Source organism: Thermococcus aciditolerans (assembly GCF_008152015.1).
Classification (GTDB): domain Archaea; phylum Methanobacteriota_B; class Thermococci; order Thermococcales; family Thermococcaceae; genus Thermococcus; species Thermococcus celericrescens.
In genome coordinates, this window is sequence record NZ_CP041932.1 from 1,176,349 (window position 1) to 1,201,481 (window position 25,133).

31 protein-coding genes are annotated in these 25,133 nt (G+C 56.5%); 16 read left to right on the forward strand and 15 right to left on the reverse strand.

Features of this window, described 5'->3' with window-relative positions:
• Window positions 1-69: 69 nt before the first annotated feature.
• From FPV09_RS06625 to FPV09_RS06665, 9 genes are all read left to right on the forward strand, one after another.
• On the forward strand, window positions 70-564 hold the full coding sequence (locus FPV09_RS06625) for a DNA replication complex GINS family protein (RefSeq protein ID WP_148882801.1): 495 nt from the start codon (window positions 70-72) through the stop codon (window positions 562-564).
• The gene (locus FPV09_RS06630) at window positions 564-5,030 is read left to right on the forward strand and encodes an LAGLIDADG family homing endonuclease (protein WP_246112241.1); all 4,467 of its coding nucleotides are present in this window, start codon (window positions 564-566) and stop codon (window positions 5,028-5,030) included. Before FPV09_RS06625 ends, FPV09_RS06630 begins: the two co-directional genes overlap by 1 nt.
• Before the next feature lie 62 nt (window positions 5,031-5,092).
• On the forward strand, window positions 5,093-5,524 hold the full coding sequence (locus FPV09_RS06635; protein ID WP_139680118.1) for a translation initiation factor IF-2 subunit beta: 432 nt from the start codon (window positions 5,093-5,095) through the stop codon (window positions 5,522-5,524).
• 129 nt (window positions 5,525-5,653) lie between these two features.
• Window positions 5,654-7,222 carry a carboxyl transferase domain-containing protein gene (locus tag FPV09_RS06640; protein ID WP_148882802.1) on the forward strand — a complete coding sequence of 523 codons (1,569 nt, stop codon included), beginning with the start codon at window positions 5,654-5,656 and terminating at the stop codon, window positions 7,220-7,222.
• A gap of 18 nt (window positions 7,223-7,240) precedes the next feature.
• Window positions 7,241-7,597, forward strand: coding sequence for an OadG family protein (locus FPV09_RS06645; RefSeq protein ID WP_058939815.1), 357 nt, complete (start codon window positions 7,241-7,243; stop codon window positions 7,595-7,597).
• 2 nt (window positions 7,598-7,599) lie between these two features.
• The gene (locus FPV09_RS06650; RefSeq protein WP_148882803.1) at window positions 7,600-8,067 is read left to right on the forward strand and encodes a biotin/lipoyl-containing protein; all 468 of its coding nucleotides are present in this window, start codon (window positions 7,600-7,602) and stop codon (window positions 8,065-8,067) included.
• 6 nt (window positions 8,068-8,073) lie between these two features.
• Window positions 8,074-9,282 (forward strand): sodium ion-translocating decarboxylase subunit beta, encoded by a 1,209-nt coding sequence (locus FPV09_RS06655; RefSeq protein WP_148882804.1) that lies wholly within the window; start codon window positions 8,074-8,076, stop codon window positions 9,280-9,282.
• Window positions 9,283-9,367: 85 nt separating this feature from the next.
• Window positions 9,368-10,213, forward strand: a complete 846-nt coding sequence (locus FPV09_RS06660) for a CBS domain-containing protein (protein ID WP_148883739.1) — start codon at window positions 9,368-9,370, stop codon at window positions 10,211-10,213.
• 43 nt (window positions 10,214-10,256) lie between these two features.
• Window positions 10,257-11,267, forward strand: coding sequence for a homoserine dehydrogenase (locus FPV09_RS06665; RefSeq protein WP_148883740.1), 1,011 nt, complete (start codon window positions 10,257-10,259; stop codon window positions 11,265-11,267).
• A gap of 33 nt (window positions 11,268-11,300) precedes the next feature.
• On the opposite strand, the gene FPV09_RS06670 is transcribed toward FPV09_RS06665, so the two are convergent.
• Complete coding sequence (locus FPV09_RS06670) at window positions 11,301-11,666, reverse strand: hypothetical protein (RefSeq protein WP_148882805.1); 366 nt, start codon at window positions 11,664-11,666, stop codon at window positions 11,301-11,303.
• Window positions 11,667-11,723: 57 nt separating this feature from the next.
• On the opposite strand from FPV09_RS06670, the gene FPV09_RS06675 reads away from it, so the two are divergent.
• Window positions 11,724-12,248, forward strand: a complete 525-nt coding sequence (locus FPV09_RS06675; RefSeq protein ID WP_148882806.1) for an ASCH domain-containing protein — start codon at window positions 11,724-11,726, stop codon at window positions 12,246-12,248.
• On the opposite strand, the gene FPV09_RS06680 is transcribed toward FPV09_RS06675, so the two are convergent.
• The 9 genes from FPV09_RS06680 to FPV09_RS06720 all read right to left on the reverse strand — a co-directional run bounded on the left by FPV09_RS06680 (window position 12,245) and on the right by FPV09_RS06720 (window position 17,902).
• Window positions 12,245-12,919 (reverse strand): ZPR1 zinc finger domain-containing protein, encoded by a 675-nt coding sequence (locus FPV09_RS06680; RefSeq protein WP_148882807.1) that lies wholly within the window; start codon window positions 12,917-12,919, stop codon window positions 12,245-12,247. The genes FPV09_RS06675 and FPV09_RS06680 overlap by 4 nt on opposite strands.
• A 79-nt stretch (window positions 12,920-12,998) precedes the next feature.
• On the reverse strand, window positions 12,999-13,403 hold the full coding sequence (locus tag FPV09_RS06685; RefSeq protein WP_148882808.1) for a cell division protein SepF: 405 nt from the start codon (window positions 13,401-13,403) through the stop codon (window positions 12,999-13,001).
• Window positions 13,404-13,454: 51 nt separating this feature from the next.
• Window positions 13,455-13,742 (reverse strand): hypothetical protein, encoded by a 288-nt coding sequence (locus FPV09_RS06690; RefSeq protein ID WP_148882809.1) that lies wholly within the window; start codon window positions 13,740-13,742, stop codon window positions 13,455-13,457.
• A 23-nt stretch (window positions 13,743-13,765) separates the two neighbouring features.
• Entirely contained in the window at window positions 13,766-14,575 is an 810-nt protein-coding gene (rrp42, locus tag FPV09_RS06695; RefSeq protein ID WP_014012605.1) for an exosome complex protein Rrp42, read from the reverse strand.
• A 1-nt stretch (window position 14,576) separates the two neighbouring features.
• Window positions 14,577-15,326: an exosome complex exonuclease Rrp41 gene (rrp41, locus tag FPV09_RS06700; RefSeq protein ID WP_014012606.1), complete on the reverse strand. Its 750-nt coding sequence runs from the start codon at window positions 15,324-15,326 to the stop codon at window positions 14,577-14,579.
• Entirely contained in the window at window positions 15,323-16,093 is a 771-nt protein-coding gene (gene rrp4, locus FPV09_RS06705) for an exosome complex RNA-binding protein Rrp4 (protein ID WP_148882810.1), read from the reverse strand. Before rrp4 ends, rrp41 begins: the two co-directional genes overlap by 4 nt.
• Window positions 16,090-16,800 carry a ribosome assembly factor SBDS gene (locus tag FPV09_RS06710; protein WP_148882811.1) on the reverse strand — a complete coding sequence of 237 codons (711 nt, stop codon included), beginning with the start codon at window positions 16,798-16,800 and terminating at the stop codon, window positions 16,090-16,092. Before FPV09_RS06710 ends, rrp4 begins: the two co-directional genes overlap by 4 nt.
• Before the next feature lie 11 nt (window positions 16,801-16,811).
• Window positions 16,812-17,594, reverse strand: coding sequence for an archaeal proteasome endopeptidase complex subunit alpha (gene psmA / locus FPV09_RS06715; protein WP_148882812.1), 783 nt, complete (start codon window positions 17,592-17,594; stop codon window positions 16,812-16,814).
• A gap of 77 nt (window positions 17,595-17,671) precedes the next feature.
• A complete protein-coding gene (locus tag FPV09_RS06720) occupies window positions 17,672-17,902 on the reverse strand; it encodes a hypothetical protein (protein WP_240703258.1) in 231 nt (76 codons plus the stop codon).
• 46 nt (window positions 17,903-17,948) lie between these two features.
• On the opposite strand from FPV09_RS06720, the gene FPV09_RS06725 reads away from it, so the two are divergent.
• Window positions 17,949-18,398 (forward strand): HIT family protein, encoded by a 450-nt coding sequence (locus tag FPV09_RS06725; RefSeq protein ID WP_148883741.1) that lies wholly within the window; start codon window positions 17,949-17,951, stop codon window positions 18,396-18,398.
• Here FPV09_RS06725 and FPV09_RS06730 read toward each other — a convergent pair.
• Window positions 18,388-18,705 (reverse strand): nucleotide pyrophosphohydrolase, encoded by a 318-nt coding sequence (locus FPV09_RS06730; protein WP_148882813.1) that lies wholly within the window; start codon window positions 18,703-18,705, stop codon window positions 18,388-18,390. The genes FPV09_RS06725 and FPV09_RS06730 overlap by 11 nt on opposite strands.
• Before the next feature lie 19 nt (window positions 18,706-18,724).
• Window positions 18,725-19,012, reverse strand: a complete 288-nt coding sequence (locus FPV09_RS06735; RefSeq protein ID WP_148883742.1) for a hypothetical protein — start codon at window positions 19,010-19,012, stop codon at window positions 18,725-18,727.
• Window positions 19,013-19,093: 81 nt separating this feature from the next.
• Here FPV09_RS06735 and FPV09_RS06740 point away from each other — a divergent pair, with 81 nt between their 5' ends.
• The 4 genes from FPV09_RS06740 (at window position 19,094) to FPV09_RS06755 (ending at window position 23,115) form a co-directional block, all read left to right on the forward strand.
• On the forward strand, window positions 19,094-19,351 hold the full coding sequence (locus FPV09_RS06740) for a hypothetical protein (RefSeq protein WP_342781698.1): 258 nt from the start codon (window positions 19,094-19,096) through the stop codon (window positions 19,349-19,351).
• A gap of 5 nt (window positions 19,352-19,356) precedes the next feature.
• Window positions 19,357-19,635: a hypothetical protein gene (locus tag FPV09_RS06745; RefSeq protein WP_148882814.1), complete on the forward strand. Its 279-nt coding sequence runs from the start codon at window positions 19,357-19,359 to the stop codon at window positions 19,633-19,635.
• A gap of 84 nt (window positions 19,636-19,719) precedes the next feature.
• Window positions 19,720-21,627 (forward strand): indolepyruvate ferredoxin oxidoreductase subunit alpha, encoded by a 1,908-nt coding sequence (gene iorA, locus FPV09_RS06750; RefSeq protein WP_148882815.1) that lies wholly within the window; start codon window positions 19,720-19,722, stop codon window positions 21,625-21,627.
• Window positions 21,628-21,693: 66 nt separating this feature from the next.
• Complete coding sequence (locus tag FPV09_RS06755; RefSeq protein ID WP_148883744.1) at window positions 21,694-23,115, forward strand: ATP-binding protein; 1,422 nt, start codon at window positions 21,694-21,696, stop codon at window positions 23,113-23,115.
• A gap of 54 nt (window positions 23,116-23,169) precedes the next feature.
• Here the strand turns inward: FPV09_RS06755 and FPV09_RS06760 are convergent, their stop codons facing one another.
• Both FPV09_RS06760 and FPV09_RS06765 read right to left on the reverse strand, forming a co-directional pair.
• Window positions 23,170-23,532: a hypothetical protein gene (locus tag FPV09_RS06760; RefSeq protein ID WP_148882816.1), complete on the reverse strand. Its 363-nt coding sequence runs from the start codon at window positions 23,530-23,532 to the stop codon at window positions 23,170-23,172.
• Between the two features lie 39 nt (window positions 23,533-23,571).
• Entirely contained in the window at window positions 23,572-24,255 is a 684-nt protein-coding gene (locus tag FPV09_RS06765; RefSeq protein ID WP_148882817.1) for a DUF4152 family protein, read from the reverse strand.
• Window positions 24,256-24,309: 54 nt separating this feature from the next.
• Here FPV09_RS06765 and FPV09_RS06770 point away from each other — a divergent pair, with 54 nt between their 5' ends.
• A complete protein-coding gene (locus FPV09_RS06770) occupies window positions 24,310-24,801 on the forward strand; it encodes a hypothetical protein (RefSeq protein ID WP_246112242.1) in 492 nt (163 codons plus the stop codon).
• On the opposite strand, the gene FPV09_RS06775 is transcribed toward FPV09_RS06770, so the two are convergent.
• Complete coding sequence (locus FPV09_RS06775; RefSeq protein WP_148883745.1) at window positions 24,764-25,087, reverse strand: hypothetical protein; 324 nt, start codon at window positions 25,085-25,087, stop codon at window positions 24,764-24,766. The genes FPV09_RS06770 and FPV09_RS06775 overlap by 38 nt on opposite strands.
• Window positions 25,088-25,133: the final 46 nt, after the last annotated feature.

Here is a 25,133-nt window from a genome sequence, read left to right on the forward strand (position 1 = left end):
TAGGCTTATCCATGAACCGAGAACTTTAAGAGCATCCGGGGGTAGGGGTATATTCGAGAGGGTGATGTCATGTTCACGGGGAGGGCAGTGATACCCGTTAAAATCCTCCGCCCCTTCGGGGACTGGAGCGCCGGAGACGTCGTGCTCATTGAGGATTGGAAGGCAAAGGAGCTCTGGGAAGCGAAGGTGGTCGAGGTTATAGACGAGGCTGATAAGGTAATCGGAGAGATAGACAGGGCCATAGCCGAGGAGAGGGAGAGCGAGCCCCTCACGTCCCTCCCGGCCGGGCTGTATGAGAGGGCGGAGTTCTACATGTACTACCTCGAGAACTACGTGAGGCTGAACGCGGGCGAGAGCATAGAGACCATAAACATCAAGCTGACCAAACTGGCCAACCTGAAGAAGAAGCTTGAGCACCTCAAGCAGATACGATTCAGAAAGATACTCGAGGCGGTGCGGCTGAGGCCCAACAGCCTGGAACTCCTCTCCCGCCTGTCGCCGGAGGAGAGGAGGATATACCTGCAGCTGTCGAAGATACGGAACGAATGGCTCGGTGAGGAGTGATGGACAGGGAGGACATGATAGAGAGGTACGCGCGCTTTCTGAGGGAGTACGTCGACGACGAGGGCAAGGAGGTCTACCTCAACAAACTGAAGGACCTGCTCACGGTGACCCCCAGACGGTCGCTCGCGATAGACTGGACGCACCTCAACTCATTCGACCCGGAACTGGCGGCGGAGCTGATAGAAAACCCTGAGGAAAGTATTCTAGCAGCGGAGGATGCCATTCAGATAGTCCTGAGGGAGCCCCCCATCGAGAAGAAGGAGGAGTTTACCGCCCATGCGAGGTTCTACAACCTCCCCAAGACGCTCCTCGTCAAGGAGCTTGGAAGCGAGCACATAAACAGGCTCATTCAGGTTGACGGAATCATCACACGTGTGAGCGAGGTCAAACCATTCGTTGAGAAGGCGGTATTTGTATGCAAGGACTGCGGCAACGAGATGGTCCGTCTCCAGAGACCCTACGACAACCTCGTTAAGCCGGCCAAGTGCGATGCCTGCGGCTCAAGGAACGTTGACCTCGACGTCGAGAAGAGCCGCTTCATAAACTTCCAGAGCTTCCGCCTTCAGGACAGGCCAGAGAGCCTCAAGGGCGGCCAGATGCCCAGGTTCGTTGATGCGATACTCCTCGACGACCTGGTGGATACCGCCCTGCCGGGCGACCGCGTACTCGTCACGGGGATCCTGCGCGTTATCCTGGAGCAGAAGGACAAGAGGCCCATATTCAAGAAGGTTCTCGAGGTGAACCACATAGAACAGCTCAGCAAGGAGATAGAGGAGCTCGAGATTTCCCCGGAGGACGAACAGAAGATACGCGAGCTGGCCAGGAGAAAGGACATCGTCGATGCCATCGTTGACTCCATAGCCCCCGCCATATGGGGCCACAAGACAGTTAAGAAGGGCATAGCCCTGGCGCTGTTCGGCGGTGTGCAGAGAACGCTCCCCGATGGGACGAAGCTCAGGGGAGAGAGCCACGTTCTGCTAGTTGGAGATCCGGGTGTTGCAAAGTGTGTTGATTACCACACGAAGGTCCTCCTCGCCGATGGAAGCCTGAAAGAGATAGGTGAGTTGGTTGAGGGGGCCATAGAGAGAGCCAAAACGGAAGGAAACCTCGGAAGGGTTGATGATGGCTTCTATGCCACGATTGACCTTGAGCTATACTCACTCGATGCAGAAACTCTAAAGGTCAGGAAGGTTAAGGCCAACATCGCCTGGAAGAGAACCGCCCCAGAGAGGATGTTCAGGATAAAAACCGCGAGCGGAAGGGAGATTAAGGTTACTCCGACTCACCCGTTCTTTACCTTTGAGGGCGGCCAGTTCAAGACAAGAAAAGCGGAAGAGTTGAAGATTGGGGATTTCATCGCAGTACCTCGGGTTATTCCAGTTGACGGAGAAGCTGTTAAGCTTTCAGATGCCCCAATTGAGAGGCCAAAAACCGCTAAACCTAGACTGAAACTCCCTGATGTTGCAGACGAGAAATTCTGGTATTTAGTTGGACTGCTGACTGGTGAAGGGTACTCCCAGAACAGGAACGGCAGTGCCACAGTTTATTTCACCAACAACGATGAGGAGCTGATAAGATTTGCTCACAACTACATCAATGCTCTTGGTCTCACCCCAACCATTAGGGAGAGTCATAAAGGCAAAAGCGCCAAGGAGGTCTATGTGAGCAGTGTAGAACTATACCGTTTACTGGAATGGCTTGGGATAGCCAAAAAATCACGGGAGAAAAAGGTTCCACCTCAATTGTTCAGTGCGAGACTGAAGGACATAAAGGAATTCCTCCGGGGATACTTCGACGCTGAGGCTACAGTAGACAAGAGACGGCCAAAGATTACGATTGTCTCTGCCTCAAAGGAACTGCTTCAGGGCATCCAACATTTACTACTGCGCTTCGGTGTGAAATCCCAGCTCCACGAGACGAGAGCACGTGCAACTAACGGAAAAATGAAAACCAAAGAAACGTACTATCGGCTGTTCATAACTGGAGAAGACGCTCTCAAGTTCAGAGAAAAAATTGGGTTTGGGTTATCCTCAAAGATAAGACTCTTGGAAAAAGTCACTTCAAACCTACAGCCAAACACCAACGTTGATGTCGTTCCAGGAGTTGGAAGCCTGCTAAGGAACCTTCGCACTAAGGCGGGACTCACTCAGGCACAGATGGGTATAAACCGCTCAACTTATCTCCACTACGAACGGGGAGATAGACTACCAAGCAGGGAGAAACTCAAAGTGATTGCAGAAACACTAAGTAGGCATCTACAAAAATCCTCCGATGTTAGTCTCCTTCGGCTCCTTGCCGAATCAGACATCTTCTGGGACAAGATAGTCGAGATCGAGGAGTACAAACCCGAACATCCATGGGTCTACGACCTCCAGGTTCCGGAACATCACAACTTCATAGCCAACAACATTTTCGTTCACAACAGCCAAATCCTTCGCTATGTTGCCAATCTGGCGCCGAGGGCAATTTATACGAGTGGTAAGAGCTCAAGCGCCGCCGGTTTGACGGCCGCAGCCGTGCGCGACGAGTTCACCGGCTCGTGGGTTCTTGAGGCTGGTGTTCTCGTTCTGGCCGATGGAGGGTTCGCGTTAATCGACGAGTTCGACAAGATGAGCGACAGAGACAGGAGCGCGATACACGAGGCACTTGAGCAGCAGAGCTATCATCACGACTTCGAGCTTCTCCTCGCTGACGGCAGGAAGGTTAAGATAGGCGAACTCGTGGATTCGCTCATCGAGGCCAACCGCGATAAAGTAATCCTCGGCAAAGACACCGAGATTCTGCCCGTTGATGACCTCCATCTGCTTGCCTATGACCTCGAAAGAAAGGAGATAGTGAAGGTCAAAGCGGACAGGGTGAGCAGACACAAAGCCCCGGAGAGGTTCATAAAGCTGAAGTTTTCGAACGGAAGGGAAATAACCGTAACGCCAGAGCACCCGATAATGGTATGGGAGAACGGCAGAATAGTCGAAAAACCGGCCGAGATGGTTTACCCCCACGATATAGTGCTCGGCGTCGCCCGCTACCCCACTGGGCTCCCCCCTGTCGAGGGCGACATGTTCCGCAAACTCCGTGACGCCGAAGCCAGACAGGACTATCTTTACTCCATCGGCGTGGTTTCGAAGATAAGACGCTTGCCGGGGCGTTTTGAGGTTGTGGAAGCCGAGAGGTACTTCCCGTCAGAGGTCCTCCATGAGCTCCTTAAGGCTGGAAAACTTCTCAAGTTCAAGCCAGAAAGGTACGCCCAGGCAGGTAAGCTCGTTCCGGAGTCCCTGATAAGGCGCACAATCGAGGGCTTAAGAAGGCACGCGGAAACTCTCCTGAAGCTCGCCGAGGAGAAACCGGAGAAGGCCTTTAACTACCTCCCCAAAACCCATTTGGCCAGCCTCTACAGCATGGCTTTCCTGACTCTTAGGAACAAAGTGAAGAGGGGCGATCCCGTTGTCGTTGGCATAGTCCGGGACGAGGTTTACAACAGGGTTAGGGAGATAAATTTGGCAATCAAAAGGGCCGAAGACCTTCTCAGCCGCAACGTGAACTTCCTGAAGGTCAGGGAAGTTAAAACGGTTCCAAACGACCGCTGGGAATGGGTTTACGATGTCACCGTTGAGCCGTACCATCTCTTCGTCTCCCACGGACTGGTTCTCCACAACACGATAAGCATCTCCAAGGCCGGCATCACCGCGACCCTGAACTCCAGAACGACGGTCATCGCTGCCGCGAACCCCAAGTACGGCAGGTTCAACCGCCACAAGAGCCTCCCCGAGCAGCTCGATCTTCCGCCCACACTGCTGAGCCGTTTCGACCTCATCTTCCTCCTCCTGGACGAGCCGGACGAGAAGGTCGACGCCAGCATAGCGGAGCACATACTCAAGGTCCGCAGGGGAGAGGCCGAGGTCGTGACGCCGAAGATACCCTACGACCTGCTCAAGAAGTACATAGCCTACGCGAGGAAGAACGTCCACCCCGTTCTCAGCAGGGAGGCGATGGACGAGATAAAGCGCTACTACGTCAGGATGAGAAAGGGCTTCAAGCGCTCCGGCGAGGAGGAGGGCGTTCAGCCGATTCCGGTTACGGCGAGGCAGCTGGAGGCCCTCATACGTCTGAGCGAGGCCCACGCGAGGATGCGTCTGAGCGAGACCGTGACGAGGGAGGACGCCAAGGCCGCGATAAAGATAATCGAGGAAATGATACGAAAGATAGCCACCGACGAGGAGGGAACGCTCGATATCTCGATACTGGAGGTCGGCAAGAGCTCCAAGAAGATAAACAAGATCGACAGGCTCATGGACATCATAAAGAACCTTGAGAGCGAGGGAGAGTTCGGGGCGCCGGAGGACAAGGTCCTCGAAGCCGCGAAGCAGGCCGGTATAGGCTCGGAGAACGACGTGAGAAAGCTTCTGAACGACCTCAAGCGCGATGCCAGGATATACGAGCCGCGAGCAGGGTTCTACCGCGTCCTCTGATTCTTATCCATTTTTCCAAAAGGTTATAAACGCCTTCGGATAGTTAAGATGGAGGTGAGAGCATGAGCGAAAAGAAGGTTGACTTTTACGATTTCGAAGGTTTACTCGATAAGGCTTACGAGGAGCTCCCTGAGAACGTCAAGCATCACACTTCCCGTTTCGAGGTGCCCGCGGCGGCCGTCACAATAGCCGGAAACAGGACTATAATCGAGAACTTCGTCGACATAGCCGAGGCCATGAACCGCGACCCGAACCACCTGCTCAAGTTCATCCTGCGCGAGGTAGCCACTGCGGGAACGCTCGAAGGCAGGCGCGTAATCCTCCAGGGACGCTTCACACCGTACCTCATAGCAAACAAGATGAAGAAGTACCTCAGGGACTACGTCATTTGTCCGGTCTGCGGTTCGCCGGACACCAAGATCATCAAGAAGGGCCGCTTCCACTTCCTCAAGTGTGAGGCGTGCGGTGCCGAGACGCCGATACAGCATCTCTGAACCTTTTTTCACTCAATTTTTTGTACGATTGTACACATTTTTTCTTTGGAAGGCCTAACGGTTTTGAAAACCCTTTTAAACTTTACAAACTACAAGTGCAAGGCACCCAAGCCATCAGGGGGAGTTCTCATGAGCATGGAGGAAAAGGTCAACGAACTGTATGAGAGGAAGAGGAAGGTTCTTGAGATGGGCGGGGAGGCTGCCGTTGAAAAGCAGCACGCCAAGGGCAAGCTGACCGCCCGCGAGAGGATTGAGAAGCTCCTGGATCCGGGAAGCTTCGTCGAGATAGGTGCCTTCGTCAGGCACCGCGGAACGGAGTTCGGCCTCGATAAGAAGGAGCTGCCCGCCGATGGTGTCATAACCGGCTACGGAACCATCGACGGAAGACTCGTTTTCGTGTTCGCTCAGGATTTCACCGTCATGGGCGGCTCGCTCGGTGAGATGCACGCGGCGAAGATAAAGCGCGTCATGGAGCTGGCCCTCGAAGCAGGGGCGCCGGTGATAGGCCTCAACGACTCCGGCGGTGCCAGGATTCAGGAGGGCGTTGATTCGCTCAAGGGCTATGGCGATATTTTCAAGATGAACACGATTCTCAGCGGTGTTGTTCCGCAGATTACGGCGATAATGGGACCCTGCGCCGGTGGAGCTGTTTACAGTCCGGCGATAGGAGACTTCATCCTCATGGTGGACAACCCGGCGAGCTTCATGTTCATCACCGGGCCGCAGGTCGTTAAGGCAGTCACCGGCGTCGAGGTCACCCCGATACAGCTCGGCGGTGCCATGGTTCACGCCCAGCGCGCCGGACAGGCCCACCTCGTAGGCAAGAGCGATGAGGAGGTTCTGGCGCTCATAAGGCGCCTCGTGAGCTACCTGCCCTCCAACAACATGGAGAAGCCGCCGCGCGTCAAGACGAACGACCTGCCCTTCAGGAAGACCGAGAACCTCTACTCCATCGTCCCCGACGACCCGAACAAAGGCTACGACGTGAGGCAGGTCATCTATGAGATAGTTGACAGGGACGAGAACGGCAACCCGGACTTCCTTGAAATACTCCCGTACTTCGCCCCGAACGCGGTCGTCGGCTTCGGAAGGATGAACGGCCAGACCGTCGGCATAGTCGCCAACAACCCGATACACTTCGCGGGCGTTCTCGACATCGACAGCTCCGACAAGATTGCCCGCTTCGTGAGAACCTGCGACGCCTTCAACATCCCGATAGTTACCCTCGTCGATGTCCCCGGCTACCTGCCGGGAACCCAGCAGGAGTACGGCGGAATCATCAGACACGGAGCGAAGATACTCTACGCCTACGCAGAGGCGACCGTTCCACTCGTCACCATCGTCCTTAGGAAGGCCTACGGCGGTGCCTACCTCGCCATGGGAAGCAAGCACCTTGGAGCGGACTTCGTCTTCGCCTGGCCGACCGCGGAGATAGCCGTCATGGGGCCAGAGGGAGCCGCCAACATCATCTTCAGGAAGGACATAGCGGCGGCCGAAAACCCGGAGGAAGTGAGGCAGCAGAAGATAGCCGAGTACAGGGAGAAGTTCGCCAACCCGTACGTCGCCGCCGCGAGGGGCTACATCGACGACGTCATAGACCCCGCCGAAACCAGGGCTAAGATAATCCTCGCACTCGAGGCCCTCGAGAGCAAACGCGTCAAGCTGCCGCCGAAGAAGCACGGCAACATACCCCTGTGAGGTGTTAGCATGGTAGTAATGAGCGAGTTCATGGAGGGCCTGAACCTGACGGTGCTGGGCGTTACCATAGTCTTCATGGTGCTCAGCATACTGGCGGTCGTTCTCTACTTCGTGGGCTGGAGCGAGAGAAGGCTCGTTGAGAAGGAGGCCCCCGCCCCCGCGCCGACCGCCGCGGCCAGGGAGGAGAAGCCCGCCATACCGCCGAGGGACCTCGCGGTTGTAACCGCCGCGGTTCTCGCGTACACCGCCGAGAAGGCCGCCCAGCTCAGGCCCCTGCCATTCAGGAGGAAGGTTTCAGACGCCTGGCGCCTATACGGCGTTCAGTCGAGCATGGAGGAAGTTGAGGACTTCAACTATGAAATTGGGAAGTGGTGAAGATGGCGAAGGTTAAGGTCATCGTCGATGGTGTTGAATACGAGGTTGAGGTTGAGGAACTCGGAGGCGGCCGCTTTAAGGTCGCCTTTGAGGACAAGGAGTACACCGTTGAAGCGAAGGGGCTTGGAATCGACGTGGGTGCCCTGAGCGCGGTTCCCGCCGCGAGCGCCCCGAGTGCCCCGAGCGTTCCCGCTCCCACGGCCGCCCCCGCTCCGGCTCCGGTTGCCCCTGCGGCTCCGACTCCCGCTCCCGCCGGCGAGGGTGCCGTGACGGCCCCAATGCCGGGTAAGATTTTGAGAATACTCGTGAAAGAGGGCGAAGAGGTTAAGACCGGACAGGGCCTCCTCGTCCTGGAAGCAATGAAGATGGAAAACGAAATCCCCGCTCCAAAGGACGGAGTGGTTAAGAAGATCCTCGTCAAAGAGGGCGACACCGTGGACACCGGACAGGCACTAATAGAGCTAGGGTGAGGACAGATGGCGGGACTGATGGAATCGATAATAGCGTTCTTCCAGGGAATGGGGCTGCTCAACCTCAGCTGGGGCAACGTGGTGATGATAGCCGTCGGTCTGGCGCTCGTTTACCTGGCCATACGCTACGAGATGGAGCCCCTCCTGCTCCTCCCGATAGGCATAAGCGCCGTGCTGGTGAACATCCCGCTCGGCCACCTGGCCAACTGGCCCATAGCCCCGAACCTGCCCGAGCACATAGCGGACAACATCTTCGCAACGCTGAGCTACCTCAACCAGCAGTACGGACCTCCAGGCATCTTTGACATAATCTACTACACCCTCATCAGGACGGAGATAGTGCCGCTCCTGATATTCTTCGGCCTAGGAGCCATGACCGACTTCGGGCCGATGATAGCCGACCCCAAGACGGCGCTCATGGGTGCGGCGGCACAGATAGGTGTGTTCATAGCGATGCTCACCGCACTGGCCCTCGGCTTCAACCTGCACCAGGCCGCTTCGATAGGAATCATCGGTGGCGCCGACGGGCCGACGACGATATACCTCACCACAAAGCTCGCGCCCGAGATACTGGGAGCGACGGCGGTCGCTGCTTACAGCTACATGAGCCTGGTTCCGCTCATTCAGCCACCCATCATCAGGGCCCTCACGACCAGGGAGGAGAGAAAAATCAGAATGGAGCAGCTCAGGCCCGTGTCCAAGAGGGAGAAGATAATCTTCCCCATAATCAGCATGATCGTCATCGGCCTCCTCGTTCCGAGCGCCGCCCCGCTCGTCGGAATGCTCATGATAGGCAACCTCTTCCGCGAGAGCGGTGTCGTCGAGAGGCTCAGCAGGGCCGCCCAGGAGGAGCTCATGAACATCGTCACCATCTTCCTCGGCCTCGGTGTCGGTTCGACCATGAGGGCCGACAGCTTCCTCACCCAGGAGACCCTGATGATCCTCGGCCTCGGTATCGTTGCCTTCGCCAGCGCCACCGCCGGCGGTGTGCTCTTCGGGAAGCTCATGATGAAGCTCTCCGGAGGAAGGATAAACCCGATGATAGGGGCGGCTGGCGTTTCAGCGGTCCCGATGTCGGCTCGCGTCGTCCAGAGGATGGCCAGCGAGGAGGACCCGGGGAACTTCATCCTCATGCACGCCATGGGGCCGAACGTTGCAGGAGTCATCGGAACCGCTGTCGCCGCGGGTGTTTTCCTCTCAGTTCTGGCGGGCTGAGGCCCCCCTCACTTTTTTGTCAATTTTTGAATGAAAAGCTTAAAATAGGAGGAGGGCGCTTTAACTTAAAGCGGTGGTGAAGGAAATGCGTGTGAAGACTTTGATGACTTCGGAGCCGGTGGTTGTGGAGCTTCCAGCCACGAGGGGATACGCCCTCGAGCTCTTCAGAAAGCATAAGGTAAGGTCATTTCCCGTAATCAACAAGAACACCAAGGCCCTCGTCGGGATCATAAGTATAAAGCGGGTTCTGCTTCACCCTGATGAGGAGCAGCTAGCAATGCTGGTTAAGAGGGACGTGCCGGCAGTCAAACCCAACGACGACCTCAAAAAGGCCGTCAGGGCGATGCTGGAGATGGACTACAGGCGTGTCGTCGTCGTTGATGAGGAGAACAGGGTTATAGGCGTTCTAACAGTCGGCGACATAGTGCGCAGATACCTCGCCAAGAACGAGAAGCTGAAGAACGTGACGATAGAGGACTACTACCAGAAGAACGTGGGTGTTGTCTGGAGGGGAACGCCGCTCAAGGCCGCTCTCAAGGCCCTCCTCCTGTGCAACGCCATGGCCATCCCGGTCATCGACGACGAAGGCAACCTGGTTGGAATGGTGGACGAGACGGACATCCTCAAGGACAGCGAGGTTATCCGCGTCATGAAGAGCACCGCCCTCTCCGCCTCGAGCGAGGAGGACTGGATACTCGAGAGCAACCCGACGCTCCTCTTCGAGAAGGCCGAGCTCCAGCTGCCAAAGAAGCCCGTTGAGGACATAATGAACCGCGAGCTGGTCGTTGCGACACCGCACATGAGCGTCTACGACGTCGCCCAGAAGATGGTCAAGTACGAGATAGAGCAGCTGCCCGTCATCCGGGGCGAGGGCGAGCTCGTCGGCATCGTCAGGGACATGGACATCATAAAAGTGATCCTCAACAAGTGAAAGGATTTAAGCCCCTTTTCTCCCTCTTCTTACGGTGATGCGCGTGAGAGAGGTGAAGCTCTCGCTCTTCGGTTTTGGGAACGTCGGACGGGCAGTCGCGCGCGTTCTCCTCAGCAAGGAGGCGTTCTTCCGTGAGAGGTACCGGCTGAAGTTCAGGGTCGTGAGCGTAGCGGACACGAGCGGGGTGGTGTGGCTCCCAGAGGGAATGGATATGCGCGAGGCCCTCGCGGTTAAGGAGACCTTCGGAAAGCTCTCCTCCTGGACCAACGACTACGAGGTTTACAGCCTCACACCAAAGGAGGCCGTGAGGGAAATAGATGCCGACATAATCGTGGACGTGACCAACGACAAAAACGCCCACGAGTGGCATCTGGCGGCACTCAGGGATGGCAGAGGGATTGTTACGAGCAACAAACCGCCCCTGGCCTTTCACTACGCCGACCTCATCGGGGAAGCCGAGAAAAGAGACCTTCCGTACCTCTTCGAGGCCACCGTGATGGCGGGCACGCCAATCATCACCCTCCTGCGCGAGGGCATCCTCGCAGACTCAATTGAAGGCATGGAGGCGGTGCTCAACGCCACCACGACCTTCATTCTGAGCCAGATGGAGATGGGGCAGGACTTCGAGAGGGCCCTAAAAACCGCCCAAAGGCTCGGAATAGCTGAAAGAGACCCAAGCGGCGATGTCCTGGGCATCGACGCGGGCTACAAGGCGACCGTGCTCCACTGCCTCGCATTCCACCCGATAACATTTGACGATATAGCGGTCAAGGGAATAGCGGAGGTCACATCCGGGGAGGTGAGGAGGGCCCGGGAGCGCGGAAGGACGATAAGGCTCGTTGCCGCCGTGGAGAAGGGAAAGGTCGTCGTCGAACCGCGGGAGGTACCGCTCGGAAGCCCCCTCGCAGTTGAGAGCCACGAGAACGCCGCAGTAATAAGGACCGACCTGCTCGGCGAGCTGGTCATCAAGGGGGCCGGGGCAGGATTGAAGGAGACGGCAAGTGGCGTGGTAAGCGACATCGTGAAAGCCTCGCTAAGCCTCAGGGGAGCCTGACTTCCCCTTCTCCCTGTTCGGGGCAGAACTGCCTCACGGGAGCAGTCCAACTTCCTCCCCTCTGTAAACGACCGCCACCCTTCTGCCCCTTACATCAAAGGCAAAATCGCCGAATTCGGCGTAGTCCGATACGTTTCCGCGCCACACCCTTCTCTTATCCCGAAAGACCTCTACCTCAAAGGTGGCTCCCTTTTTCCTAACCCGAACCCCGTAATCTCCAGCGATAACGGTCCGTTCGAAGGAGAGGGCCAGAACTATGAACCCGAAGATCACGAGGAACTGCCCCAAAAACTCAAAACCCCACCAAAGGGCAACGACGGAGAGCAGGAGGGATAAAGCGGCTACCGTAAGCCCCCCACGCCTGGGAGATACTTTGACCTGGCTCACCGTAACCCCCATCAATAGTAATCATCGAAGGTTTTAAAAGATTATCCGCGAGGGAAGGGCGGTGAGACCATGGAGCACGTGATAGCGCTCCACCAGGTCTACGCGGAGCTGATATTCCGGGGACTGAAAACGGTAGAGCTCAGGAAGAGCAGGGCGTTCGGGGAGGGAGACACGGTATTTCTCTACGTGGCGAGGGGGAACCCCTACGAGCTCAGGGATACACTGAGAAGGCTCGGCCTCCACGAGGAGCAGACCCTGACAAGAAGGGGCACCATAGCGGGGGGCTTCGAAGTCGGGGAGGTCATAAGGGCTGACCTGGACACGCTGTGGGAGATGACCGGGGAGACCAGCGGTTTAACCCTGGTTCACGGAGAAAACGGAAAGCGCTGGCTGGGAGGGTATATCAGGGGGTACGGCTACGCCTTCACGATAGAGAGGCCGTTTCTCTTTAAGGAGCCCATGAGCAGGGAGGAGATGAGGGAGCGCTACGGGGTCCAGGTTGAAGGTATAATCCATCTCTCAAGAAAAAGCCGAAAGGAGTGGGTAAACAATCTTATCGAGGACCTCCTGTCGAGGGAGGCAGTCTATCTCTAAGAGCCGCCTTCGGGGTTCTCCTCTGGGGTATCCTCTCCAGCCTCGGGCTCGACCGTGACGTAGGGGCCGAGGCTGAGGCTATCGATTTCCTCCTGCGTCAGCAGGCGGCTCTTCACCTTCTCACCGATGAGGGCGCTGTTGCCGAGGGGGTCCATTATACTGACCGTCAGAGGCTTTTTGCCGTCCTTGACGGCGTTGATATAATCAAGCACCTCGTCCGCCCTGCGCACCGCTTCCTCGTCGCCCTCCTGCTTTTTGAACTCCCTCGCCATGAGGAGGGTCTCGCGAACGCGCTCGAGAACGCCCTCCACGTTACTGACGAAGCCCTCCGCCGCGGGACCGGGCTCTATCTTGACACCAATCTCGTCCAGCTCGATTGTTCCGCTCTTGCTCCTGACGACGCGGGTGAAGAGGTCCTTCTCCTCCTCAACGCGAACCGTGTAGAGCTTCGGGGGCCTGTCCTCCAGCATCACAACGTCAGCGTTCCTGTAGCCACATTTCTCACAGAATATCGTGCTCTCCATGACCCTGCCGAAGTAGGGTATCTCGTGGATGTACTGCATGGCCTTAAGCGTGCCCTTGCCGCCGCAGATCGGACAGTCCCCAAGAGAGATGACCTGAATATCATCTGCCTCTCCCACATCAACCCGGGGTTTCTCACCTTCCGTCATCTCACACCACCGGAGAATAGAGGGACCGACCCCTTTATAAATCCATGGTAGGCAGAAGTAGAAAGGGCCAAAAAGGAAATCACTTGGCTATCTTGATGTCCGACGGGACGAGAATGAGCTTTATCTCGTGCTTGCATATTTTAGCGGCCTGACCGCCGAGGGCCCCGACCATACCCTTGAGCTGCTCCGCGACCTTCTCAAGAACCTCCGGTTTGACCTCGAGCGGGGTGAGGTCGACCAGGATTATGTTGCCGTTCTGGAGCTCCTCGGATATCCTCTCAAGATCGGCGTAGCTGGTGACGACGATCTTCTTGAGGTACCTGATCTGGGGCTTGACTATCTCCTTAGCAATAACATCCTCCTCAAGAGGAACGACATCGATGTCACGCCTAGGAGCGGCAACACTCTTCTTAACCGCCGCCGGCGGCTTCTTCTTGGGCTTGGGCTTTTCGTCCTTCTTCTTAAGGCTGTCAAACAATCCCATAACCGTTCCCCCCAATTAATCATAAGGCTGGATTATTTTGGGCATTTGTGTTTATATCTCTTTCTGAAATTCGCCCAGTCCTTCCTCCTCACGCAGCCGATAAAGTCCAAAAACGCTCAGGAGGAACGTGACCGCGGCGAACATTAGGGATACGTACGCGTAAAAGTCCCATCCCCCCTCAACGGAGGCACTGTAGATAACCCAGACGCCGAGGCTCATTGACCACAGTGCGAGGGTCAGAAAAAGCTCCTTTTTTGAGCCGCCCCTAACCGCCAGTGCAAGAAACTGGAGCGTGAACAGCACCATCACGGCCACTGCGATGGCGTCCACAAGGTCCATAAAAATCACCAAAGGGGAAAAGGTCACTCGGCCTTAACGGCCTCAAGAACCTTCTCCCGTATCTCGGCGGCCTTCTTTATCGCGGTGTCAACCGCATACATGACCTCCTCAAGCTTGAACGAACCGCCCTCGCTCTTCTGGACGGAGGATATCATGGCGTTCTCGTCGGTGGTTATGATTATCCTGCCGTCCATGACGCGCTCCTCATCGAGGTTCGGGTCAACGAGGATGTTCGGACCGATCTTGGCCATGGTAACCGGTATCGGTATCCTCCTGACCGGGAGGGGCTCGTACTCGTCGAGAACCTCGACCTCGTCGGTCTCCTCGTTGTAGACCACCTTCGGCATCCTGGTGCTGAGCAGGGCCGCTATCGCGCCGATGCCGCTCGCGTCGAGGAGGTTGCCGTCGTGGTCGAGGACGTGGACGTCTATGAAAACGACGCGGACGAGCTTGCCCGGAACTATGACGAGCTTCTCAAGCTCAACTGCCTGGCTCTCCCTTATACCCCTGTCAACCACACGGGCGAGTTCTATGGCGTTCTCGTCCGGCGGGCCGGGCTCAAAGCTCGGGGAGGCAAGGGGAACGAGCTCCACGTTGGTCGTTATGACGCCCCTGTCCGGGAGGTCAGGGAAGGGCTCTCCCATGTCGACCTTCACGCCCACGAGAACCTGGGTGTTGCCGAGCCTGACCCATGCGGAGCCCTCGGCCTTCTCGATGACGTTGACCTTGATTTCGAGGTCCCTGTAGTCTTCAAGGCCGCGGCCGTCCACGCGCTTGCCTTCCTTGAGGAGCGCCAGGATGTGGTCGCGCATTATGCCCGCCATTATTTCCATCTCACTCACCTCCACCGACCTCCTCGGCTATTTTGAGATACTTGACCTTCAGCGCCTCGCGCTGCTTCTGATAGACCGCCTTGGCACCCTTGATGGCGAGCCTCACGGCCTCGACGAACTCATCCTTCGTGAGGTACCCGTCCATCTGTAGGAGGGTGATGTCGTTCTTGAGCGGCATTATCGCCACCGGAACGTCGGCCTCACCGTAGTTGTCCTCGTCCTTGTTGAGGTCGAGCACTATCTCGCCCTCTATCTTGCCCGCGGCGCAGGCGGCGACGAGGTCCCTCATCGGCACACCCGCGTCGGCGAGGGCGAGTGAGGCTGCTGTTATTCCAGCGACGCGCGTTCCCGCATCGGCCTGGAGAACCTCAATGAACAGGTCTATAGAAGTCCTGGGGAACATCTCGAGTATGAGCGCTGGCTCAAGGGCGCCCCTTATGACCTTGCTTATCTCAACGCTTCTCCTGTCCGGGCCGGGCTTCTTCCTCTCCTCGACGCTGAAGGGGGCCATGTTGTAGCGGACGCGCAAAATAGCTCTGTCCGGCCTCTGGAGGTGCTTGGGGTGTATCTCTCTCGGCCCGTAAACCGCGGCCAGGATCTTGTTCTTACCCCACTCAACGTAGGCGGAGCCATCAGCGTTCTTTAGAACACCAACTTCCATCTTAATGGGCCTCAATTCGTACTTCTTTCTCCCATCGACTCTCTTTCCGTTCTCATCTATGAGCTTTAAATCCTCGGGCTTGCCCATCATTCTCCCTCACCCTTTCCAGCGGTTGGTTCCTCAATCTGCGGTATCTCCTCAATAACTCCCCGCTCCTTGAGCTCCTGGAGCCTGGTCATGAGAAGCTCCTTGACCCTGTCGGTCAGTCCCTGAGTGTGGCTCTCCCTGTTCACCTTGAGGATGGCATCGATGGCCAGCTTTTCGAGCTCCTCGTTCTTTCCGCTGACCCACACCCAGCCGTTCTGGCCGACGATTATCCTCGTGCCGGTCAGCTTCTTGATGAGGTTTATCATCGAACCGCCCTTACCTATGAGCCTGGGCACCTTGGAGGGGGTTATCTCCACTATCTGCCCCCCGCGCAGGGGACCGCCCCTGAAGGGCATGCCCTTCGTGGTGAGGTCTATCTGGTTTATCTCGTTGTACGCCTTTATCCTGGCGTAGATTATGTCCCCTATGTCAAATATCCTACGCAGGTCCGTCTTTGCCAGGTCGATGCGCTCCTCCGTGGCGTCCTGAACGCGGAGGCCCGCCTGATACGGGGCGCCTATGTCAACCGTCCAGTTTGAGAACCTGACGTCCACTATCTTCCCTATGACGTTGTCGCCGACCTCGGGTATGTACGGCCCCTCGAGCGAGATAACACGTATGGTGTCGCCCCTTATCTCAACGAGCCCCACGACAGTGGAGTATATCCTGTTGCCTTCCCTGAAGGTCCCTCTTCCGTTCTTAAACGGCCCCTGGGCAAGTAAAGTGCCCGGGACCACAAGTTCCCTACTCTTTACAAAAATCCGCCTCATAGTCCCTTCCTCTCTATCAGTTTAGTTACCGCCTCGCCCCTTGTGAGGGCGTTAAGTTTCTCATAAAACTCCTCTTCAATTCCTCCCGGAATCTCTATGAGGAACATCCACGAGCCGTCGCTTCCCCACTCCTCACGCTTTATCTTTCCGAACTTCCTGATCTCCCCGTAGGCCTTTCCAACGTAATCACCGGGCACCTTCACGGCGATGACCTTCATCTCCATCTTTATCGGGAGGAGCGGTCGTATGGCCTTGATGACTCCCGGAATCTGCGCCTCGGCGTCCTTGAACAGGTCAACGTGGACACCGGCCTCGTCCATCGCCCGGAGAATCCTGTCAACGGGGTGGGGAAAACCCGTTCTGGGGTCAACCGCATGCCTGTGTATTACCGTCGCTATGTAGCGCCTCTTGTCCTCGAGCATCTGCCGCCTCTGCTCCGCGGTGAGCTGGACGTCTCCCTTGCGGAGGATTACCTTGGCCACCTCGTAGGGGTCGCTGGTTCCGAATATCTTCTCCATCTCGTGCTCGCTGGCCTTGTCGCCCTTGTGGGCGTCCTTGAAAACGTAAGGGGTGGCGAGGACATCCTCTATCGGGACGTCCCTGCCCTCCTTGAAGTCCCTCGCAAGGTACGGGTCAACGAGTATCTCAAACGTCTCGCCGTGCGTCTTCAGACGGGCGATGACGGCTTTATCCACACCTATGGGCATCGCCCGTCACCTCAGTAGTTCTGGTCGAGTTCGGAGTAGTCCTCTTCCCTCTCCTCGACTTCCTCTTCCTTGACCTCTTCCAGTATCTCCGAGAGGTACTTCTCGACCTCCTCCCTGGAGAGCTTCTTCCAGCGCTTGTCGTCCGTGGTTATGTAGGCAACCTCTATGCCATCCGCACTCGGCTCCTCAAGGGTCTTCGCCAGGGCCATTATCGCGAGCTTCACTGCCCCGCCCATGTCTATGTCGTCGGTGTAGTGCTCCTCGAAGATCGCCATGGCGGTGTTCCTGCCGCTGCCTATTGCCACGGCCTTCCACTCGAAGTAAGCCCCGCTCGGGTCGGTCTCGTAGAGCTCGGGTTTGTCGTTCACGCCCGCCATGAGCAGGGCGGCACCGAAGGGCCTCACACCGCCGTACTGGGTGTGGGCCTGCTTGAGATCGCAGATCTTCTTCACCAGAACGGTGAGCGGAACGGGTTCGCCGTAGGTAAGCCTGTAAACCTGGGCCTCCAGCCTGGCCCTGTCCACAAGAACGCGGGCGTCGGCTATGATGCCGCTTGGAGCCGCGGCTATGTGGTCGTCGATCTGGAAAATCTTTTCGTAGCTGCTCGGCTCGATGAGCTTGCTCGTTATCCTCTTCTCCACCGCGAGGACGACGCCGTTCTTCCACTTGACGCCGACGGCGGTGGCGCCCCTCTTCACTGCCTCCCGGGCATAGTTCACCTGGAAGAGCCTTCCGTCAGGGCTGAAAACGGTAATCGCCCTGTCGTAGCCTGCCTGTGGTGGTACAAACGCCATTTTACATCACCTCTAACGGATTATCGTCACTCCTCTACACTCTTCCCGTAATTCTCGGGCGGTCTAATTAAGCTTTTCTATTCACCTTTCAAAGCCACGAGGGCCATCTTTCTCGCTATCCTGCGTGCGAACTCCAGCGGCAGAAACGCCACCAGAAAGACTATCACCGCCAGTATCAGAGAGTTCTGTCTGCCCAGCGGCTGCCATATCATCAGGAGGAACGCGATCAGCATGAGGCCGAGGCCAACGGCCAGGAACCTCTGGTAGCTTTTCTTCATAACCTCCAAGGTATCGTCCACCGCACTCACCGAGGGCTTTTTATTCCGAACCTGTTTTAAGCCTTTGGTGTTTCCAATGGAGTGCCCGTTCTGCAGCGCAAGGTCCGAGGTAATCCTTTACGAGGATGAGCTGATCAGAATTTTAATCGACTCCTACCCCGCGAACAGGGGCCACCTCCTGGTGGTTCCGAGGAGGCACGTCGAGAGCTGGTGGAAGCTGAGCGGGGAGGAAAAGGCCGCCCTGATAAGGGGCATGGAGCTGGCGATGGAGAAGCTGAGGGAAACCCTGAAGCCGGACGCCTTCAACGTGGGAATGAACCTGGGGAGGGAAGCCGGCCAGACCGTTCCGCACCTTCACCTCCACGTGATTCCCCGCTGGGAAGGTGACTGCGCTCACCCCAGGGGAGGGGTCAGGAAGGCAGTTCTCGATTTGGAGGACGAGAACCTGAGCCTAAAGGAGCGGTGGGTAAAGAACAGGCTGAACGAGAAAGAAATCGAGAAGCTCAGAGAGACCTTCAAGTCCTGATTGGATACTTCCTCCCATTCTTCTCCAGCTTCCTCTCAACCGCCTCATCGAGGTCTATGCCCAGTTCGTGGGCGAGGAGGGTTAGGTAAATCACGACATCGGCTACTTCGTCTGCTATTGCCTCCTTTTTGGCCGGGTCTTTCACCGCCTCGAGTATCTCCCCATCGCTTTCCCACTGAAAGTGCTCTAAAAGCTCGCCCAGCTCGACCGCCGCGGATATGGCCAGGTTCTTCGGCGTGTGGTATCTCCCCCAGCCCCTCTCCTCGCGGAAGGCGACGACCTTCCTTTCAATCTCCCGGAAGTCCATACCACCACCCCAGCAGGTTTTAGAAGGCATGCGGTTCAGCCGTTCTGAGAAGCTCCAAGAGCTTTAAAAACTCCTCAAGCTCCTCCTGGGAGTAGTGGTTCTCAACATCGTCTTCCGGGTCGAGCTTTGCCAGGGCATCTCTGGCTTTCAGGAGATCGTCAAGGTCCTCCTGGAGCTCAATCGCCCTCTGCGTGAACTCGTAGCTGGTGTGGGGACTTTCAAAGGCCCTCTGCTGGTTGGAAACGATGGCTATCCTCACCGTCGCTATCGTCTCGTCCAGGATTTCCAAAAGTTCGCGAACCTTCATCTTCACCACGTACCCATTTATCAGGGAGAGTATTTAAGCCTCCCGAAAGGCTTTTACGTTGAAGAGGATAAAACTCATACGGTGGTTGTGGTGGATTTCGACCTCTTCATGGAGAGGTACGGGTACAAAATCTTGCTCGGGATTTTTGGCATGATAATCCTGGGTATGTTCGCGATCATCGGCATCTGGGCATACGTGGCGTTGAAGTACCTAGGCCTCTTCTTCGGGGGTCTGGTAGTGGCCCTTGTTGCCGTCCGCAGCCTCGTGAACAGGAGAATACTCGACGCCCAGGCCAAGGTGTTCAGCAAGTACTTCTACGACGATAGGAAACGGAGGTAAACGAGATGGATCCCGGTCTCTTCATGGAGCGGTACGGATACAAGCTCCTCACGGTGCTCTTCGCCTCCATAGTGATCGGGATTATCAGCGTTCCGTTTCTCATCATGTTCTGGGGCTTTTCCGATTACGCACCCCTTGCCGGCGTCATCACAGTGGTTGCATTCATCCTAGGAACCCTCTTCATCATGGTTCCCAAAGAATGGCGCTCGGAGACCATGACGAGAACCTTCTTCCGGACGCACAACGAGGTCCACTACGGCAAGAACGAGAAAAAACGGCGATGATTTTCCGAAAATTTTTCAGTTTTCCTCGGGGTTTTTCTGAAGGTAGAGTTTTAACCCTTCGATACAAGTTTGAGCGGTGGTAATATGGAAGCGGTTAAGGCTTACCCTTCTGACTCGGCCGAGCCCAAGGCCAAAAAAAGGGAAAGAAAACTTCTCATGGGGAACGAGGCGATAGCCTACGGCGCCCTGGAGAGCGGCGTCGCCTTCGCCACAGGTTATCCTGGAACGCCATCAACCGAGGTCATTGAAACGATAGCCCATCTGAAGCCGGAGGTATTCGCCGAGTGGGCTCCCAACGAGAAGGTCGCCCTTGAGGAAGCCGCGGGAGTTGCGTACACCGGCTTAAGAACGCTTGTCACCATGAAGTGCGTCGGTCTCAACGTCGCCGCCGACCCTCTCATGAGTCTCGCCTATTCCGGCGTTGAAGGTGGCCTCGTAATCCTCGTCGCCGACGACCCCGGACCGCACACCAGCCAGACCGAGCAGGACGACAGGTATTATGGAAAAATCTCGCTTTTGCCGGTTCTTGAGCCCGCAGACCCGCAGGAGGCCCACGATTTAATCATCTACGCCTACGAGCTGAGCGAGAAGTATAAAGTCCCGGTCATCTTCAGGACTACCACGAGGGTGAACCACACGACGGCCGATGTGGAAGTTGGAGAGTTCGTCGAGCTGGAGCGCGAGCCGAAGTTCAAGAAGGACATCGAGCGCTACGTTAGAGCGAGTATGGAGGGCAACAGGAAGAGGCACAGATGGCTGAACGAGACGCTGGCAAAGATAGAGGAGGAGTTCAACTCGATGTCCTTCAACTGGGTCGAGGGCGGGGGAAGGATCGGAATCATCGTCGAGGGCGCGCCCTACAACTACGTGCGCGAGGCTCTCCCGAAGATCGACGGTGATTTCAAGGTCCTCAAGCTCTCAACGCCGCACCCGCTTCCGAGGAAGCTCGTCGTTGAGTTCCTCAAGGGCGTGGACTTCGCGATAGTGGTTGAGGACGGCGCGCCCTTCCTCGAGGAGGAGGTGAAAATAGCGGCCTACGAAGCTGGTCTTAACGTGCCCATATACGGCAAGAGGACAGGCCACTTCCCGCTCGAGGGCGAGCTCACCCCAAGCCTCGTCAGGAACGCACTCTTAAGACTCATCGGCGAGGAGGGAGAGACCTACGAGAAGCCGGAGGAGGTCAAGCTCGCCGAAAGCCTCGCCCCGAAGAGACCCCCTGGGATGTGCCCAGGCTGTCCTCACAGGGGCTCCTACAGGGCCGCGCTGGACGCTCTGAGGGACCTCAAGCTCGGCAGATACAGCGTCCCGATACACGGCGACATAGGCTGCTACGCCCTCTCGCTCCTCCCACCGCTCGAAGCCATCTGGACCGAGTACGTGATGGGCGCTAGCATAAGCCTGGCCAACGGCCAGAGCGTGGCGCTGAACAAGAAGGTGATAGCCACCATCGGTGATTCGACGTTCTTCCACAACGGAATCCAGCCGCTGGTTGATGCCGTCTACAAGAACCTGAACGTTCTGGTGATGATACTCGACAACAGAACCACCGCGATGACCGGCCACCAGCCTCATCCGGGAACGGGCGGGAGTGAGACCGGCAGGAAGTTCAACGAGATTGACATAGAGGCCCTCGTCAAGGCGTTAGGAGTTAAGTACGTCAAGACCGTTGACCCCTACGACCTCAAGGCAACGAGGGAGGCCATAAAGGAAGCGATGCAGGTTGAAGGGCCGGCAGTGATAATAGCGAAGCAGGAGTGCGTCATTCCGGTCATAAGGCGCGGCGAGATAGGAGAGATACCGGTTGTCGTCGAGGACAAGTGTACCGGCTGCAAGGCCTGCATACTCCTGACCGGCTGTCCGGCGCTCGTTTACGAGCCGGATACCAACAAGGTCAGGATAGACAACCTGCTATGCACCGGATGCGGCGTCTGCAACCAGCTCTGCCCGTTCGACGCGATAAAGTTCCCGAGCGAGCTGGAGAAGGGGGCTTAGCCCCGTACTTTCTCTTTTCCGCAAGCCTTAAATATTACTGATTCGGTAATATACTCGGTGGGTAATATGTTTTATAACAGGGAGCGCGAGCTTGAAAAGCTCAACGAGGTGTACTCTTTCCCCGGTTCGAGCTTCCTCATCATCTACGGCAGGCGAAGGGTTGGAAAGACCGCCTTAGCCAGGGAGTTCCTGAAGGACAGGCTCGGTCTCTACTTCTTCGCGGGGGAAAAGGACGAGGCGCTTCTCCTTGAGGAATACGTCCGTGAGGTCGAAGAGAGCCTCTCCGATTACCTCCCTTCGTATATGAAGCCCAGCTTCAAATCCCTCGAAGAGCTTATCGGGTTCCTCCTCGAATTCTCACGCGAGAGAAAGCTCGTGGTGGTCTTCGACGAGTTTCAGAACTTCAGGACCGTTAAGCCATCTTTCTTCTCCTCCCTTCAGAGGCTCTGGGACGAAAAGAAGGACGGCTCCAATCTCATGTTCATCGCAGTAGGCTCGTACGTCGGCATGATTAAGCGCATCTTCATGGACAGAAAGGAACCCCTTTTCGGCAGGGTTGATGAATGGATAAAGCTCAGGCCCTTTGACTTCTGGACGGCCTGGGGGTTCGTGCGCTCGCTGATTGATATAAACCCGAGAGACTTCGTTGAGTTCTACTCTGCCCTGGGGGGAATGCCGAGGTATCTCCTTTACGTCCCGCGCTACTATCGTGGGGACTCGGTTGAGGCCCTTAGGGGGCTTTTCTTCGACGAGTTCGCCCCGCTCAGGGAAGAGGGCCTGAACGTTCTTAAGCTTGAGTTCGGCAGGTTCTACCGCGCCCACTTTTCAATCCTCGAAGCGGTCAGCCTCGGCTACGTCACGCCCAAGGAGATAAGCGACAAAACGGGCATGAAGTTACTGACAGTCGGCAAGTACCTCAGCGAGCTGACCAATCACTACGAGTACCTGACGAGGGAAGTACCCGTTACCGAGAACCCGCTGAAGACGAGGAAAGTGGCCTACAGGATAAGCGACGAGTTCTTCAACTTCTGGTTCAGGTTTATTTATCACAACTACACGGCCCTTGAGGAAGACCCTGACAGGGTCTTTGAGAGGTTCAAAGGAGAGTTCTCCTCCTTCGTGGGCGGAACCTACGAGAGAATAGCGAGGGAATTCGTGAGGGCCATTGACCTCGGCTTTAAGCCAGAACGCATCGGCCGCTGGTGGCACAAGGGCGAGGAAATAGACGTGGTCGCCTACGACAGGGAGAACATCGTCCTCTTTGAGGTCAAATGGCGGGACCTGAGCTTGAAGGACGCGAGGAGGATTCTGAAAGCCCTTGGGAGAAAGGCAAAACTCCTGCCCCTGAGGGGAAACTACAGGTTCGGTATCATAGCGAGGGAGCTTGAGAGTAAAGACGAGCTTAGGGGAGAGGGCTTCCTTGCCTTTGACCTCGACGACGTCATTCGCCAACGTTCCCTCACTCCCTCTACATCTCAAGGACCATAAAGCGCTTACGAGGGCCTCGATAAACGACGCGATAAAGTTCCCGAGCGAGCTGGACTAATACCAGCCGTAGCGCCAGCCATCTTTCCGTTCCCTTCTTAATTTTTCTATTTCGTCGGAGACCATGGCACCGAGAAGAAGCTGATACAAAACCACAACTCCAAATCCCCCCACGATGCCAATTACATCATCTACGAAATTGAACAACCAGATAACGAGTATCACAGGAACCGCGAGAAGTAAGGCTCCCCTGAGAACGGCCCTCCAGTTTTCTGAATCCATGTAATCTGGCCCCCCAAGATTTTCAGTAGCAAACCAGTCATGAAAGTAGTAGAAGAACTTCGTGGCTCTAATCCAGACCAAGATAACGTTCAAAAGTATCACGAACGTATACAACAAGGGAACTTCCAGCCCAGCCATCAAAAGAAGTAATGAATAATCGGTTAAAAAAACTTTGTATCACTCCCTCCAAACCTCAAGCACCATGAAGCGCCTCACGAGCGGGTTTGGATAGAGCTCCCAGCCGATTCCTCCCGTTTCCGCCTCAATCTCCCCGAAGAGACCGCCCTCGCGTGGGTCGAGGCTCTCGCCGTAGATTTTTCCGGGGCGGATTTCGACCTTCATGTACCTCGGCAGGCCCACGATGGCCTTTCCGTGCTCCTTAGCGTAGTCAATCGCCCACTTGGCGGTGTAAATTCCTGCGTAGATTTCCGCTATCCTCACCGGGACACTGGACTTGCCGATGGCGACTATCTCTATCCCGGTCTCCTCCCAGAATTTCTTTGCCAGGGGCTGAAGGTCCTTGGCCAGGTCCTTCCACACTTCCTTGCCCCTGTCGGTTATCGTCAGGGCATCTATCGTCGGCTCGTCGAGCTTCCTGACCTCTATTCCCCCGATGGTGGAGTCGAGGTGGATTACATCGGGCTTGACCTCCCTCGCGAGTTCAACGGCCAGGAAAGCCTCGTCCCTTACCGCCTGCCTGCCGCTCATATCGTAGTTGAACGGGTCAGCGTAGCGGGCCACGCTCAGCGCCGCGGTCCTGTATGGCCTCTCAACGAGCACCGCCGCCGTCGCTATCAGGCCAACCGGTTCATAGTCCTCCGTGAGCAGTGCGCCACCCGTGTCAGCTGCAACGATCTTCATGGAAACCACCGTTAACGGGCAATTACCAATATACATCCCACGACAAAGTATATCATGGTGATAGCATTGGGTGACTCGGTTAATGTAGTTTATGAAACTTTGGGTCGTTACATAGATGACCTCTGCGGTTCTATCTACCTGGGAACGGCACGGGGAAAGGCTGTTTTCTACGGCAAAGCTGCCCACCCCCTGACGCCAACGGAAGACCCACTTCCATTCATGAACATCTTCTACTCCCACGGGCTCATCGAGATAACGGCGGTATGGGGCCGAATGGAGAAGGGTGCTTTTCTAGTGAGGATGGTGCCCTCGAGAATCGACGTCGACCGAATCACGGGCGTCATAGAGATAACGTTCCACCCAGTGGGCGGCGGCGTGGTGGTGATAACCCTCCACGGAAACCCCGGACTGGCAGAGACACTCAGGGATGCCGCGAAGGCGTGCCGGAAGGAGGAGGGGAAAGGAGAAGGCGAGCTTCTGTCGTCGAAGGGTCAGCCGCTGAACCTCATCACCCCTCAGGACTCGGCAAAGTCATCATTCCCCTGAGCCTCTCAACGTCCTCCCTTAAAGCGGTTATCGTTGTCTCATCAACGCGGGTTGCCCCAGCGTAGCGCGCTATAATATCATAAACCTCGGGATACCTGCTCCTCAGCACTCCAACGAGCTGATCGGCGGGGAGGAGTATCCCCATATCACGGTATATCACGTATGCCCCGATTGCGTACAGGGCGTCCACATAGGCACCGTACGCCATTTCAAAGCGCCTTTCCTTGGCATAATGCTCCGCGCGGTTTATATAGGCCGAAACCTTCTCGGCAAGCTCTTTTTCCATCCACTTCACCACACAGCATTTATAAGGGGGAGACTAATAAACCTGT

Bases quoted from the DNA above. Each gene is read 5' to 3' on its own strand.
- FPV09_RS06625 (WP_148882801.1), top strand. From the start codon at position 70: ATGTTCACGGGGAGGGCAGTGATACCCGTTAAAATCCTCCGCCCCTTC.
- FPV09_RS06630 (WP_246112241.1), top strand. From the start codon at position 564: ATGGACAGGGAGGACATGATAGAGAGGTACGCGCGCTTTCTGAGGGAG.
- FPV09_RS06635 (WP_139680118.1), top strand. From the start codon at position 5,093: ATGAGCGAAAAGAAGGTTGACTTTTACGATTTCGAAGGTTTACTCGAT.
- FPV09_RS06640 (WP_148882802.1), top strand. From the start codon at position 5,654: ATGAGCATGGAGGAAAAGGTCAACGAACTGTATGAGAGGAAGAGGAAG.
- FPV09_RS06645 (WP_058939815.1), top strand. From the start codon at position 7,241: ATGAGCGAGTTCATGGAGGGCCTGAACCTGACGGTGCTGGGCGTTACC.
- FPV09_RS06650 (WP_148882803.1), top strand. From the start codon at position 7,600: ATGGCGAAGGTTAAGGTCATCGTCGATGGTGTTGAATACGAGGTTGAG.
- FPV09_RS06655 (WP_148882804.1), top strand. From the start codon at position 8,074: ATGGCGGGACTGATGGAATCGATAATAGCGTTCTTCCAGGGAATGGGG.
- FPV09_RS06660 (WP_148883739.1), top strand. From the start codon at position 9,368: ATGCGTGTGAAGACTTTGATGACTTCGGAGCCGGTGGTTGTGGAGCTT.
- FPV09_RS06670 (WP_148882805.1), bottom strand. From the start codon at position 11,666: ATGGGGGTTACGGTGAGCCAGGTCAAAGTATCTCCCAGGCGTGGGGGG.
- FPV09_RS06675 (WP_148882806.1), top strand. From the start codon at position 11,724: ATGGAGCACGTGATAGCGCTCCACCAGGTCTACGCGGAGCTGATATTC.
- FPV09_RS06680 (WP_148882807.1), bottom strand. From the start codon at position 12,919: ATGACGGAAGGTGAGAAACCCCGGGTTGATGTGGGAGAGGCAGATGAT.
- FPV09_RS06685 (WP_148882808.1), bottom strand. From the start codon at position 13,403: ATGGGATTGTTTGACAGCCTTAAGAAGAAGGACGAAAAGCCCAAGCCC.
- FPV09_RS06690 (WP_148882809.1), bottom strand. From the start codon at position 13,742: ATGGACCTTGTGGACGCCATCGCAGTGGCCGTGATGGTGCTGTTCACG.
- rrp42 (WP_014012605.1), bottom strand. From the start codon at position 14,575: ATGGAAATAATGGCGGGCATAATGCGCGACCACATCCTGGCGCTCCTC.
- rrp41 (WP_014012606.1), bottom strand. From the start codon at position 15,326: ATGATGGGCAAGCCCGAGGATTTAAAGCTCATAGATGAGAACGGAAAG.
- rrp4 (WP_148882810.1), bottom strand. From the start codon at position 16,093: ATGAGGCGGATTTTTGTAAAGAGTAGGGAACTTGTGGTCCCGGGCACT.
- FPV09_RS06710 (WP_148882811.1), bottom strand. From the start codon at position 16,800: ATGCCCATAGGTGTGGATAAAGCCGTCATCGCCCGTCTGAAGACGCAC.
- psmA (WP_148882812.1), bottom strand. From the start codon at position 17,594: ATGGCGTTTGTACCACCACAGGCAGGCTACGACAGGGCGATTACCGTT.
- FPV09_RS06725 (WP_148883741.1), top strand. From the start codon at position 17,949: ATGGAGTGCCCGTTCTGCAGCGCAAGGTCCGAGGTAATCCTTTACGAG.
- FPV09_RS06730 (WP_148882813.1), bottom strand. From the start codon at position 18,705: ATGGACTTCCGGGAGATTGAAAGGAAGGTCGTCGCCTTCCGCGAGGAG.
- FPV09_RS06735 (WP_148883742.1), bottom strand. From the start codon at position 19,012: ATGAAGGTTCGCGAACTTTTGGAAATCCTGGACGAGACGATAGCGACG.
- FPV09_RS06745 (WP_148882814.1), top strand. From the start codon at position 19,357: ATGGATCCCGGTCTCTTCATGGAGCGGTACGGATACAAGCTCCTCACG.
- iorA (WP_148882815.1), top strand. From the start codon at position 19,720: ATGGAAGCGGTTAAGGCTTACCCTTCTGACTCGGCCGAGCCCAAGGCC.
- FPV09_RS06755 (WP_148883744.1), top strand. From the start codon at position 21,694: ATGTTTTATAACAGGGAGCGCGAGCTTGAAAAGCTCAACGAGGTGTAC.
- FPV09_RS06760 (WP_148882816.1), bottom strand. From the start codon at position 23,532: ATGGCTGGGCTGGAAGTTCCCTTGTTGTATACGTTCGTGATACTTTTG.
- FPV09_RS06765 (WP_148882817.1), bottom strand. From the start codon at position 24,255: ATGAAGATCGTTGCAGCTGACACGGGTGGCGCACTGCTCACGGAGGAC.
- FPV09_RS06770 (WP_246112242.1), top strand. From the start codon at position 24,310: ATGGTGATAGCATTGGGTGACTCGGTTAATGTAGTTTATGAAACTTTG.
- FPV09_RS06775 (WP_148883745.1), bottom strand. From the start codon at position 25,087: ATGGAAAAAGAGCTTGCCGAGAAGGTTTCGGCCTATATAAACCGCGCG.